General features: G+C 46.5%; 6 protein-coding genes. 3 read left to right on the top strand and 3 right to left on the bottom strand.

Going from position 1 to position 14,465, the window contains the following annotated elements; translation table 11 throughout:
* Together IDJ76_RS14805 and IDJ76_RS14800 are read right to left on the bottom strand one after the other, a co-directional pair.
* On the bottom strand, positions 1 to 7,005 hold the full coding sequence (locus IDJ76_RS14805) for a polyketide synthase (RefSeq protein ID WP_224746344.1): 7,005 nt from the start codon (positions 7,003 to 7,005) through the stop codon (positions 1 to 3).
* A 307-nt stretch (positions 7,006 to 7,312) separates the two neighbouring features.
* The gene (locus IDJ76_RS14800; RefSeq protein ID WP_191164124.1) at positions 7,313 to 7,654 is read right to left on the bottom strand and encodes a hypothetical protein; all 342 of its coding nucleotides are present in this window, start codon (positions 7,652 to 7,654) and stop codon (positions 7,313 to 7,315) included.
* A 201-nt stretch (positions 7,655 to 7,855) separates the two neighbouring features.
* Here IDJ76_RS14800 and IDJ76_RS14795 point away from each other — a divergent pair, with 201 nt between their 5' ends.
* Positions 7,856 to 9,982: a tetratricopeptide repeat-containing sensor histidine kinase gene (locus IDJ76_RS14795; protein WP_191164123.1), complete on the top strand. Its 2,127-nt coding sequence runs from the start codon at positions 7,856 to 7,858 to the stop codon at positions 9,980 to 9,982.
* A 107-nt stretch (positions 9,983 to 10,089) separates the two neighbouring features.
* On the opposite strand, the gene IDJ76_RS14790 is transcribed toward IDJ76_RS14795, so the two are convergent.
* Complete coding sequence (locus IDJ76_RS14790) at positions 10,090 to 10,920, bottom strand: alpha/beta fold hydrolase (protein WP_191164122.1); 831 nt, start codon at positions 10,918 to 10,920, stop codon at positions 10,090 to 10,092.
* A gap of 234 nt (positions 10,921 to 11,154) precedes the next feature.
* On the opposite strand from IDJ76_RS14790, the gene rhaT reads away from it, so the two are divergent.
* Positions 11,155 to 12,237, top strand: a complete 1,083-nt coding sequence (gene rhaT, locus IDJ76_RS14785; protein WP_191164121.1) for an L-rhamnose/proton symporter RhaT — start codon at positions 11,155 to 11,157, stop codon at positions 12,235 to 12,237.
* 104 nt (positions 12,238 to 12,341) lie between these two features.
* Entirely contained in the window at positions 12,342 to 14,462 is a 2,121-nt protein-coding gene (locus IDJ76_RS14780) for a bifunctional aldolase/short-chain dehydrogenase (RefSeq protein ID WP_191164120.1), read from the top strand.
* The last annotated feature ends 3 nt before the right edge of the window (positions 14,463 to 14,465 follow it).

Here is a 14,465-nt window from a genome sequence, read left to right as displayed (position 1 = left end):
CTAAATCGCTTTTTGTTTAACCTGTAAGTATTTGCCGGGATTTTTATCATCACTAATGAACCAACCAGGGTTGCCCTCTTTATCGCGGCCAAGTTTTGCCCCCGGTACCGGCGGCTCGCCCATATCATTGGGGGCAGAAGTCGCGGCTACAGGTTTATCCGTATCGGTATCGTAAATAGGGATGAATTCGGTCTCGATCATTTCTGCAATCACCTCTTCAAACCGGGCTATAATAAAATCAACGTCCGCATCGGTGTGCGCATCCGTAATAAAGCAGGGGAACCCATCCATAATATGCAGCCCGCGCAAACGCAGGTTAGTAAAGATCAGTTCACTATAAGGGAATTCCTCATGATACTTAACCTTCCATAACGAGCCGAAATTAGCTACGTACATCGGCGTTTTATGTTTCAGGAGGATCTCGTTCAAGGCGGCAGCTAAACGGGTGGTCTTATCCGTTAAGCCTTGCTGCAAGGCAGGGCCGCGCTCTTTCATGTGCATTAATGAGGCCTTTACCGCCGCTAATGCTAAAGGGTGGCGTACAAAGGTGCCTGCAAAATAGGTAACGCCCGCATCCGGACTGGAGTCGTCGCCAAACTGCCAGGTGCCGCCGTCAAGCGCGTCCATGTACTCTTTTTTGCCGATGATAGCACCTACCGGCAAACCACCACCGATAACTTTACCATAGGTGCCCAGATCGGCACGGATACCGGTAATGGCCTGGATACCGCCCGGGTGCATACGGAAGCCAGTGATCACCTCGTCAAATATTAACGCAGTGTTTGATTCCGTAGTGATCTCTCTTAATTTCTTTAAAAATTCCAGCGGCAGGAATTCGGGGCGGCGGCTTTGTACCACCTCTACCAATACGGCGGCTATTTCGTCTTTACGCTCTTCAATAATGCGTAAAGATTCGTCGGTGCCGTAATCGAGTATCAACATGTTCTGCACATTCTCGGGCATGATGCCGGGGGCTGCAGGCACGGTACGCAGTTTTTTGGTACCACGTACAATTACCTCGTCAATAATACCATGGTAAGACCCGCTAAAGGCTACGATGATAGAGCGTCCGGTAACGGTACGCGCGATACGCATGGCACCCAATATAGCCTCCGACCCTGTGCTGCAAAGCGCGGCGCGATCAAAGCCCGTAAAATCGCAAAGCATTTTACAAACTTCGCCGGCAAGTTCATGTTGCGGGCCAATCTCATACCCTTTTTCAAGCTGCTCGGCAATGGCGTTTTTCAATACATCCGGCTGATAGCCCAGCATGTTGGAACCGAAACCATTTAAGGCGTCAATGTATTCGTTATCGTCTACGTCCCATAAACGGCTGCCTTTAGAACGTTTCACTACTATGGGGTAAACAATCTCTTTAGTTAATGGCTTAAAGCCGCTCACCACCCGCGGGTCTGCCATGTAGGGTCGGTGCTGCTGGGTTTGCGCTTTACTGGTTTTTGTTTTCTCGCTAAAATCAATAATCAGCTGATTTAAAAAGGCCTGTTGTTTTTTATTTAAGCCGGTAATATGTTTGTCTATTTTGGCTGTTGCGCCAAAAGGTTTCTTGATTTCTATTTGTTCCTCGGGCGTTAGGTCGGGCTGTAACGAGGCCGGGGCGACCGGAGCGGTTAGCTTTTCTGTAGTAACAACTGGTGCCTGCATAGGTGGTGGCGGTAAAGTAACCTGCACCTGCCTTACAGGCATACCACTACCCTGTAAAGTTGCTACCTGGCTGGCCAGCAATTGCAATTGCTGTGCTATCATATTTAAGGCGGGGTTGCCGCCATCCGTGTAAACGGTCGGCTGGCCATTTTGATAGATGGGTTGCTGATAAACAGGCTGTTGGTAAACAGGTTGCTGATAGCTTGGCTGCTGATAAACAGGTTGAGCCTGGCCATTTTGGCTGGCCGGTGCCGATAATGGTGCAGCGACTTGCTGATATTTATCGGCCGGTAAAACCTCATCCAGGTAATTGGCAAGCAGGTCAAGCGTGTTATGTTCCTCAAACAGTTTCCTGAAGGTGATAGGCACATTAAATTCTTTTTTCAGGTTGGTTGCTATCTGGGTAAGCAACAGTGAGTCAAACCCGATTTCTACAAAGCTGGTGTTGGTGCTATCAATATCAATGCCTGATGCTACTTCAAAAACCTCTTTAAGCTTCTCTATCAGTGCAGCTTTTCTGTTCGCCATAATGGGTGGTATTTCTTGTGGATAATCAATTAGTGTTTCTGTAGGGGCTTCAAAAGGGGGGGCAAGTACATTTATGGGGGCTACGGGGTCAACCCAGTAGCGTTTACGGTCATAAGCATAAGTGGGCACGTTTACCCGCAGACGCTGCTGACCCGCGTAAAAGGCTTTCCAGTCCGGGTCTATACCGTTTATCCAAAGCATGCCTAAGGCTTTTAAAACAGAGCCATAGGTAGTGCTGTCTTTTGAAGTTTCTATACCGGGTATAGAGGTAACCGTTTTATTACCTGCCTGCTGCTTTACCAGTGTAGCCAGCACTTTGCCGGGGCCAACTTCTAAAGCTAAAAAGTTTTCATCGATCAGCAACGATGCCATATCGGCAAAGCGTACGGTATTGCGGAGGTGGTTTGCCCAATAAGCCGGGTCGGTAGCCTCTGCCTCGCTCATCCATTTACCGGTTATGGTAGATATGATGGGCCTGACCGGTTTATTCAGGGTAGTGGTTTTAACCACCTCCTCAAACGGGGCCACAATTGGGTCCATCATAGCCGAGTGGAAGGCATGGCTGGTTTGCAATACCCGGTTGGCAATGCCCTTATCGGTTAGTATATCAGCAAATTTATTTACCTCGTCATCCGTACCGGCAACTACAGCTGCAACGCTGCCATTTACTACGGCTATAGAAAGCGTATCGGGCATTATGGCTTTCAATTCATTTTCAGCCAAACGTACAGATAGCATACTGCCGGGTGGTGTTTCGCTCACCATTTTAGCACGGGTCGCTATCAGTTTAATGGCATCGGGCAGGGTAAAGATGCCTGCAAAATATCCCGCCACAAATTCGCCGATACTGTGCCCGGTGAATACTGCGGGCTGCACGCCCCAGCTTATCCATAATTTAGCCATCGCATAGCTGATGATGAATAATGCAGGCTGGGTGTACAAAGTATTTTTTAAGGCTTCGCTTGCGACTTCATCCGAGCTATCGTTAAATATTATCTCAAGGATGTTCTCCTGATCGGTGCCCTTTAATAAAACCACGCATTTGTCTACCGCAGCTTTAAACACGGGTTCGCCCTCGTAAAGTTCGCGGCCCATATTCAGATACTGCGCCCCCTGCCCGGGGAACATAAAGGCAATATCAGGCACTTTGCCGCTAATTTTTTTTGATGATGCAGCGTCGGGCTTTGCCTGGAGTTTGGTTATCAATTCCTCTTTGCTCCCGGCAACGGCAAAGCTGCGGTTGGCAAAATCTTTACGGGTGGTTTGCAAAGTATAGGCAACATCGGCTAAGGTGGCGCTATTATAATCGGCTGCATAAGCGGCCAGTTTACCGCGATAGGCACTAACGCTATTTTCGGTTTTAGCCGACCAGGTGAATAACTGCTGATCGCGGCCCGGTGAGCTGACTTTTTCTTCCCTCGGATATTCTTCCAGCACCACGTGAACATTGGTGCCGCCCACACCAAAGGAACTTACACCCGCAATGCGTTTGGTAGATTCCCAATTTACAAGCGCAGTGTTTACGTAAAACGGACTGTTTTTAAAGTCGATATTTGGGTTAGTGTTTTCGTAAAACAATGATGCAGGGATCTTTTGATAATAGACGGCAAGCGTGGTTTTGATAAAGCCTGCTACACCTGCCGCTGCCGTTAAATGGCCCATATTACTTTTGATGGAACCGATAGCGCAATATTGGTTTTTTTCTTGTGGGCCAAAGGCCATAGTGAGGCCTTCCATTTCTATCGGGTCGCCTAATTTGGTGGCGGTACCGTGGGCTTCTATATAACTAATATCAGCAGGGGATACCCCCGAGTTCTGGATAGCCATAGCAATAGCGCCCGCCTGCCCGCCGGCGTTTGGCGCGGTAAAGCTGCCTTTGTCGCCGCCATCATTGTTAACGCCAACGCCTTTAATTACCGAATATATGGTGTCGCCGTCGTGTATCGCTTCTCCTAAAGTCTTCAATAAAACAACACCTGCACCATCGCTGAACACGGTACCGTCAGACCCGGCATCGAACGAGCGGCAATGCCCGTCGACACTCAGCATGGTGCCTTCCTGATATAAATGGCCGCTGTTGATTGGCGAAGTTATCGCCGAGCCTCCCGCAATTGCCACATTACATTGCCCGTTACGCAAACTGGCCACCGCTTCGGCAATGGCTAAAAGCGAAGTTGAACAGGCGGAATGCACGCTTACCGCAGGGCCTTTTAAATCGAGCTCATACGCGGTACGCGATGCCACATAGTCTTTCTCATTCAGCGTAGTTACCAACAGACTGCCTACATTGCTGATGAGTTGCTTGTTGGAGATGACATTGTTGATGAAATAAGTATTGGCCCCTGTGCCGGCAAAAACGCCAACAGAGCCATCGTAACGAGACGGTAAATGGCCTGTGCTTTCCAGTACTTCCCAGGCTATTTCTAAAAAGATCCGCTGTTGCGGGTCCATCAGCTCGGCTGCCTTTGGGTTGATGCCGAAGAACATCGGGTCAAACTCATCGGCCTGATCAATTATCCCCCGGGCCCTTACGTAGTTGGGCGCATATCTGATGTTGGGTGGGATAGCGGGATCAAGTTCGGCATCGGTAAAAAATTTGGTGGTTTCGCGCCCTTCGACCAATACCTGCCAAAGTTCATCAACGGTATTAGCACCCGGGAAACGGCCTGCCATACCTATCACGGCGATATCGCCGCTGTTGGCCTTCACTGCTGACTTTGGCACTAAAGATTTATTCTTTGTATTTAAGCTGCCATCTAAAAACCCGGCAATGCCCGCTATGGTTGGGTACTGGTACAGTTTGGTAATTGGCAGAGTGTAATTCTGAGTTTTTAATTCGGTGACTGTTTTTAAGGCAAGCAATGAATTGCCGCCCATTTTAAAAAAGTTATCGTTTACGCCAACGCGTTCAATGGCCAGCAATTGCTGCCATATGGCGGCCAGCACCTCTTCTGTTTTATTGCGATGCGCTACATAGGCACCATCGGCCATATCGTTATGGTCCGGATCGGGTAGGGCATGGCGGTCTGTTTTGCCATTGCTTGTTAAAGGCATCTGGTTAAGCGCTACCCATAAAGCGGGCACCATGTAATCAGGCAGTTTTTGCTGCATGTAGTCCTGCACCTGTTGTTTACTGGCACCGTCATTCAGTACCATGTAACCAATAAGGCGTTTCATTTTCTGGCTATCGTCGCGGGCTAACACGGCGCCCTGTTTTACCAGGCCGCTTTGCAGCAGCACGCTCTCGATCTCGCCCAATTCAATCCGGTAACCGCGCACCTTCACCTGGTCATCCGTACGGCCTATGTATTCGATATTACCATCGGGCAGCCATTTACCCAGGTCGCCGGTGCGATAAAGCTTTTCGCCGGGTTGGTCACTAAAGGGGTCGACTACAAATTTTTCTGCGGTCAGATCCGGTTTATTCAGGTAGCCGCGGGCAATGCCGTCGCCGCTCAGGTATATTTCGCCGACTGTGCCAATAGGGCATAGCAGGTAATCGGCATTAAGTATATAAGCACCCCGGTTTGCCAATGGCTTGCCAATAGGGATGGGATTACGTAGTTCAGTATCATTGATCTCGTAATTCAACGAGAAAGTCGTATTTTCTGTAGGCCCGTAACCGTTAACGAGTTTAAGGTTTGGATATTTATTGCGGATAATGCCGATATGTTTTTCGGAAAGTTTTTCACCGCCAACAAGGGCTGCAGTTAATCGGGAGAAAACCTCGGGGCTGCTATCGGTTAGTTGGTTAAACCAGCTTGATGTAAACCACATGGTGGTTACCTGATTTGTGGCGATCAGGTTTTGCACCGCAACGCTATCCAGCAAATCTTTTTCCGGGCAAAATATTAGTTTGCCTCCGTTTAGTAATGTGCACCAATATTCGAAGGTTGTAGCATCAAAAGATACCGAACCGGTAACCAGCAATACATCTTTTTCGGTAAGCGATAAGTAACCCATCGCGTCCATCAAACTCACTACGTTACGGTGCGTAACCATTACGCCTTTTGGCCTGCCGGTAGATCCGGAAGTGTAAATGATATAGGCCAGATCGGCAGGAGCGGGGCGGGTTTCTAAATTGTTGACGGGCTGTTTGCCTATCAGATCGCGGTCATTATCAAAATCGATAATTGTAGCTGCCGAATTGGCAAACCTGGCTATGTTGGCTGCACTGCTCACTACGACATTTGCAGACGTATCATCAAGCATATAGCTGATGCGCTCTTCGGGGTATAACGGGTCGATAGGCACATAGGCACCGCCGGCCTTTAAAATCCCTAAAATGGCCACCATTAGTTCTAATGAGCGGCCAATGCATAAGGGAACCAGCGTGTCAGCAGTAATACCTTTTTGCTGCAGGTAATGCGCCAACTGGTTAGCCCGTGCGTTCAGTTCACTGTAGGTAAGCTCTGTTTGTTCAAACACGACAGCAACCGCATCAGGCGTTTGGGCGGCCTGTTGTTCAAAAAGTTCGGTAATGCTTTTATCTTTTGGATAGTTAGCCTTCGTATCATTGAAATCATTTAAGATCTGCCGGCCTTCGGTGGCACTCATCGTGCCTAAATGTTGGATATCATCGCCTTGTAACTTGCGGCACAGCTGGCCGGTTCGCAGCAATTGCTGAGCGTTGAGAACGTTATTATCGTTAAAGCAAAGTTCGCCCGGCATGCCTTCAGCAACAGAGCTAAGCTGATCATCGGTGATTAAAGCAGATAAATTGCCGGCGGCCTTACCGGTAGCAGGAAACAGCGGATATAAAAATGCTTCCGCTGCTTCTTCTGGGGTGTAAAAATTCTTAGTAAGGCTATCCATTAAGCTTATAGTAATAAGGCCGGAATTAGTCGCAGCCTGTTAATTATGCCTTTACTGCGTTATAAAACCGGGTTTAAGATAGAGATTTTTTGAGATTATAATTTTATTACGCAACCAAAAATTTCACAAAAAATTCATTTTAACCATCGCTTAACAACTTTTGTGTTTAAATATGCGGTGGTAACCTTTGGTTAAGTTTTACGCAGAAAAACTATCGCCTTTATAAACAACTGGAAATACGATATCAATGTTGATAGTGTGTTGTACTCCTCGAAAGAGGAGCTTTCAATACAGCTAATGCCAATAATCAGGGGAACTGGATCTGCGCCGGCTCGGCAGCTACAATTTCGGGCCGACCTTTATGCATTTCAAAAACACCGCTAACACAAAGTTTTTTACCTTTTAAGTTAGCCCAGTCCAGCGTTATTTTGGTGCCCTTTACCGCGATGGTATATTTTTGGTTTGGGTATGCCCCGCCCATGTTAATAAGGGTTAGCGTATCGCTAAAAATCTTTATGGATGAAACCTCGTCGCACAGGGTTTTTGATTTGCCCAGGTTGGCTTTAAAATCATCGGCATTAAAAGTTTGGGCAGAAGCCTTTACTGTAAAGGCAGCAGAAATTATAAGAGCGAGCAATAGTTTTTTCATCAGGTAAATATAATTATAGGCGGGTAATATCTGCGCAACCCAAAATATTTTTAAACGTAAAATAGCTAAATTTTATAAATAACTTTTACTTGCAATAATTGCAGTTGCAACATTTAACTATATTTACGCTTGGCTATTGCAGCCTTAAGTTGTATTTGCTTATTACTAAAACCTAATCTACAATAATATAAAACACCGCCAATGTTGCTCAAACTCACCGGCATAAAATTACCTGTAAGGTGCTATTGGTTACTATTGCTTTTTGCTTTTAACCCTTGTTTTGCACAATTAACCAGGGTTACCGAGATACAGCAAAAGCTCGAAAAGAAGATCCCCGATACTACCCGGCTAAACCTGCTTAAAGATCTTGGCATGGCTTACTCAAGTGTAGACCCTGTTAAAAAGTTTTATTATTCTAACGTTTACAAAACGCTTGCCGTTAAGCTAAACAAGCAGGCCAATGTTGCCGATGCGTATATTCAAATGGGCATCTCTTACGGCATCCGCAGTAAAATTGACAGCGCCCTGTTTTATTTTAACCTGGCTTATAATCACGCTAAAAAGCATGGTGCCGCTATGGAAACAGGCCGCGCCCTGGCCAATATGGGTTTTGCATACGGTAGGCTCGATGACGATAAAGAGCAGATCAGCAAGTACTTTGAAGCACTGACGATCTATAAAAACATCAATTACGAACTGGGCCAGGTTCAGTTATACAATAATATAGGTGGTGTATATTTCGACCTGGATAAGTTTGCCATCGCGCAAAGCTATTTTGAGCAATCGCTGGCTGGTTATACAAAAATGAAAAATGAAACCGGTATGGGCAACGCCCTATATTCGGTTGCTAATTGTTACCGGGCGCTTAAGCAAAATGAAAAGGCACTTGAATATTACAACCGTAGCTTAACCATTCATGAACGTTTGGGGGATTTGAACGGTGCAGGCCTTGCAAGAATGGGGCTGGGCCGTACCTACACCCAGCTTAAACAATATAACCAGGCAATAACCAACCTCGACTCGGCACTGGTTAAAGTACGTAAACTGGACGATAAGTACCTGGAGGCAAATGTGTTGAATTCAATGGCGGTTACTTACAATGCCGAAAAAGATTACGATACGGCTATAGGTTATTCTAATTTAGCATTGAAGATAAGCCGGGCAATCAAATCAAAAGGGATGGCTTATGAAACCATTGGTAACCTGGTGGAAGCTTATAAGGGTAAGGGCGACCTGAAGAATGCGCTGGATTATCAAACCCAATATGTATTAACAAAAGATAGCATCCGCGAGGAGCAGCAGTTGAAAGACCTGTCGCTGATAGAGATAAACCGTATCCGTGGCGAGAACGCCAGCCTGGAAAAGAACAACCAGAATATAACCGAACTGAACAGCACTTACCTGGATAAAATAAACCGGTATAGTACGGTTATTATTGTAACACTATTGGTACTGATATCGGCCCTGTTGTTTTTGGCTGTGCTTTACCGGCGCAACATGGCCAAACAGGAAACCAACAGGGCGATAACCCAACACTCTGACGAAATTGGGGCTATCAATGACGAGCTGGAATTGCTGAATGAGGAGATGAACGCGCAAATGGAGCTGACAACGAAGCAAAATGCGGAACTGGAACGGTTGAACGACGTAAAGAATAAATTTTTCTCCATCATATCACATGATCTGCGCAGCCCGCTTAGCACCCTACAAACCTTGCTTGCGGTTTACCGGGAGGGCGAAATTGACGAGCAGGAATTGGGCCCGCTGCTTAACAGGCTCGAAGAAACTATTATAAATACAGGTACTTTTTTGGATAACCTGCTGGAGTGGTCGAAAAATCAGCTGGATGGCATGAAGGTTAGCCCGGTTAATTTCAACATTAGCGAAAGCATAGTAGAGAATATCGAGTTGTTTGCTACACAGATAGGGGAAAAGAAACTGCAAGTGAGCAGTTTGGCAGATGCCCGGGTGGTTACCCATGCCGACCCTGATATGATTAACCTGGTGGTCCGCAACCTGCTATCAAACAGTATTAAGTTTTGCCACCCCGGCGATGCTATTATTTTTAATGCGCAGGTTAACGATAAGTTGGTGATCGTATCTATCAGTGATAATGGCCCCGGCATCAGCAAAGCCGAAAGCGAACGCTTGTTTAGTTTAGACAGCACCATCAGCGCCGGCACGCATGGCGAAAAGGGCAACCACCTGGGGTTGATATTGTGTAAAGATATGGTTGAGCAAAATGGTGGTAAGATTGGCTTTGAAACCAACCCCGGCGAAGGCACTACCTTTTGGTTTGAGCTCCCCGGAGAAGTGGAGGAGGAATAGTTATAAAGTAGTAATAACAAAGGCCGCATTTGCGGCCTCTGTTATTTATTGATAGCATTTATCTTGTTATAATGGCTAAAAAAGCCGATTGCATTTCGGAATAACTATTAGCCTATAAAATTGATCAGGTCACCGTTCAGCCTGTCTTTTGCCGTAAGGAACAAACCATGCGGTTCGCCTTCGTAAACAATAAACTCAGCACCCGGAATTAGCTGTGCAGCTTGTTCGCCGGTTGCTTTGATGGGTACGGTTTCGTCATTATCGCCATGGATCACCAGCGTAGGTACGTTGATCGCTTTGATATCTTCGCGTAAGTCTGTGCTCGAAAAAGATACGGCACAAGCTAAAGTAGATTTCAGCGTAGCTTGCATGGCAACGGTCAAATCCCAGGTTAATTGCTGTGCGCTTACCGGGTTGCTCAACAAGCCGACGCCGTAAAACTGCTTACCGAAATCGCCTAAAAAAGCAGCTCTTTCTGCTTGGATATTTGCGCCTATCTCGTCAATCGCCTCTTGTGGTACACCATCTGGGTTATCATCTGTCTGCAACATATACGGAGCAATGGAACTCACTAAAATTGCTTTGGCTACGCCCTTACCACCATGGCGGCTGAAATATTTAACCACTTCGCCACCACCCATAGAGAAACCTACCAATACGGCGTTTTCTAACTGCAACTGATCGAATAAAGCTTTCAGATCATCGGCAAGTGTATCGTAATCATAACCTGTTAAAGGTTTGTCTGATTTACCGAAGCCCCTGCGGTCGTAAGCAATAACGCGGTAACCGGCATCCGTTAATGCGGCGGTTTGGTAATCCCACATCTGGTGATCCAACGGCCAGCCATGTATTAATACCACAGGCGTGCCCGTCCCGAGGTCTTCATAATATAGGTTCACTTCTGTACCGTCCTGATTTTTTGATTGAATGAATTTCATAAGTAGAATGATGTTTGTTTTACTACCAACCCGTAATACTGTCGAATTGTTCGCTGTGATTAATTATTAATCTTTTGAAGAAAATAAAACAAATTTTAAGAATAGGAATCTCCTGCACGATTATCCCGATCATGATTTTAGATGTATCATCGGTAATATCATAACAGTACATAACAGTTATAAAATTTGAGTTAATTAGCTTAGCCGTGTTATTTACCAATTAACCTAATTTTCATGCAAGCAATTTTTGGGATCATATTCCATTTTATCGGTGGTTTCGCGTCCGGTAGTTTTTATATACCTTATAAAAAAGTTAAAGGCTGGGCCTGGGAAAGCTTCTGGATAGTGGGCGGCATTTTTTCCTGGTTGATTGTTCCGCCACTGGCCGCTTGGTTAACCATCCCCGGTTTTGCCGAAATCATCAAACACACCAGCGGGCAAATTTTATCGCTTACCTATTTCTTTGGCGTGCTTTGGGGCATCGGCGGCCTTACCTACGGGTTAGGCGTGCGTTACCTGGGCGTAGCTTTGGGCAGTTCGATCATATTAGGTCTATGCTCGGTATTCGGTGCGCTCATACCGTCAATATATTATGATTTTGTACCCACGCCAGGTAAAGACTCCATCACTATGTTATTAACGGCCCACTGGGGGCAAATGGTGCTGTTAGGTATTGCCGTTTGCGTGTTGGGTATTATCATTTGCGGCTATGCAGGCGTTTTAAAAGAGCGCGAACTATCTAAGGATAAAGAGGTGGCCATTAATAATAGTGAGTACAAATTCGGCATAGGGATCTTTGTAGCCATCGTATCGGGTGTGTTGAGCGCCTGTTTTGCCTTTGGTATTGATGCCGGTAAAATAATGGCTAACGAAGCTAATACTGCCTGGAAGGCGTTGCACCCCGGCAACGGCGAGTTCCTGTTTCAAAATAATGTTACTTACGTGGTATTACTTTGGGGAGGTTTAACCACTAACTTCATCTGGTGTATGATCTTAAACGCCCGTAATAAAACCTTTGGCGACTATACCAACAACAAAACGCCGCTGAAGGCAAACTACCTGTTTTCGGCCCTGGCCGGGATTACCTGGTTCCTGCAGTTCTTTTTTTACGGGATGGGTGAGAGCCGTTTAGGTAATGGGCCCAGTTCTTGGATCCTGCATATGGCATTCATCATACTGATAGCCAATGCCTGGGGCCTGATATTAAAGGAATGGAAAGGGGTGAGCAAAAAAGCCCTCACTGCCGTTATATTGGGTATAGTCACCATCATCCTATCTGTATTGATAGTTGGGTATGGCAATTCCATCAAACCCTGAATTACTTTATCAATCAACACAGTACATAACGGTTAAATTATATCCGGTAATTACATTCGCAACGTTAGAGATAAGAACAAATTAAAAGAACACAATAGAAATATATGTCTGCAAATACAAAAGAATTTAAGCATGTGAGTTACTTATGGGATGATGCCCGTGCGGCCGAATTGGCCGGTGATGAAGTAGCCTTGTTAATATACAGGTCTAACCTTTTGGGTGCCGATCTGCGCCTGACTAATTACGGTGGCGGTAATACCTCCTGCAAAGTAACGGACAAAGACCCGCTTACGGGTAAAGAGGTAGAGGTAATGTGGATCAAAGGATCGGGCGGCGACATTGGCACGTTGAAAAAAAGCGGGTTGGCCGCATTGTATGTCGACCGTTTAAGAAGCCTGAAAAACGTTTACCGCGGTATCGAATTTGAGGACGAAATGGTTGAATTATTCAATCACAGTATCTTCGACCTCAACTCTAAGGCACCATCGATAGATACCCCGTTACACGGCTTTTTACCTTTTAAGCATATAGATCACCTGCACCCTGATGCGGCCATAGCTATAGCCGCTGCCAAGGACGGAAAGAAAATCACAGAAGAGTTATTTGAAGGTACCGTTGGCTGGGTAGACTGGCAGCGCCCCGGTTTCGACCTGGGCTTGCAACTGAAGGAATGTCTGGATAGTAACCCCGGCATCCGGGGAATAATGCTTGGGTCGCACGGGTTGTTTACCTGGGGCGATACCGCTTATGAAAGCTACATCAACACACTGGAAGTAATTGAAAAGTGTGCGGAATATCTGGAAGAAAACTATGCCAAAAACGGAAGCGTATTTGGCGGTAGAAAGATAGAGAGCCTGCCCGATGCAGACCGTAAAAGGCAGGCGGTAGCACTGGCGCCTATCCTGCGCGGCTTCTGCTCGTCAAAAACACAGATGATCGGGCATTTTACGGATGATGCACGCGTTTTGGAGTACATCAACTCCAACGATCTGGAGCGTTTGGCACCAATGGGTACCAGTTGCCCCGATCACTTTTTACGTACCAAGATCAGTCCGTTGGTTTTGGCGTTAAAGCCGGGCGACGACCTGTCGGACGTTGCCGCCATAAAAGAAAAATTGACCCCTGCTTTTGAAGCCTACCGCAAAATGTATGAGGATTATTACAACACCTGTAAACATCCAAATAGCCCTGGTATCCGCGACGCTAATCCGGTGGTAATACTCTACCCGGGCGTGGGTATGTTCACCTTCGCGAAGGATAAACAAACGGCCAGGGTAGCGGCCGAGTTTTACACCAATGCCATTAATGTGATGAAGGGTGCAGAGGCCATATCCGAATATACCTCACTGCCCCGCCAGGAAGCCTTTGATATAGAGTATTGGTTGCTGGAAGAAGCCAAGTTGCAACGCATGCCCAAGCCTAAAGCCTTATCGGGCCGGATCGCTTTAGTAACAGGCAGTGCCGGAGGTATCGGCAAAGCCATCTCCAAAAAATTTGTGGAGGAAGGCGCGGTAGTGATCCTGAACGATATGAACCAGGAACGTTTATCCGGTGCTTATGACGAATTTGTGAAGCAATATGGTAAAGACGTTTGTGCAACAGCCACACTTGATGTGACTAATGAAGAACAGATCAAACAAGCTATGGCTACTGCGATACTGGCTTTTGGCGGCGTCGACCTGATCGTGAACAACGCGGGCCTGTCTATCTCCAAAACCATCGGCGACCATACGGAAAAAGACTGGGACTTACTTTATGACGTTTTAGTAAAAGGCCAGTTCTTCGTAACCCAAGCCGCTGTTGCTGTAATGAAACAACAAGCCATCGGTGGCGATATCATTAATATAGTGAGCAAAAATGCGCTGGTAAGCGGGCCTAACAACGCCGGTTACGGGAGTGCAAAAGCCGCTCAGTTGCACCTGAGTAGGCTAAATGCAGCCGAGTTGGGTGCCGATCAGATCAGGGTAAATGTAATTAACCCCGACGCGGTAATAAGCGACAGCAACATATGGGCCGGCGGTTGGGCTGAAGGCCGGGCCAAAGCGTACGGCGTTACGGTAGAAGAATTGCCGGCTTACTACGCCAAACGTACTTTATTGAACCAGGTAATATTACCTGTCGATATTGCCAATGCTTGTTTTGCATTAACGGGTGGGTTGTTAAGCAAATCAACAGGTAATGTCATCAATGTTGATGGTGGCGTTGCCGCAGGTTTTGTGAGATAAATT

It is taken from the genome of Mucilaginibacter glaciei (assembly GCF_014773245.1).
GTDB lineage: Bacteria > Bacteroidota > Bacteroidia > Sphingobacteriales > Sphingobacteriaceae > Mucilaginibacter > Mucilaginibacter glaciei.
This window is presented reverse-complemented; position numbering and strand designations above follow the sequence as displayed.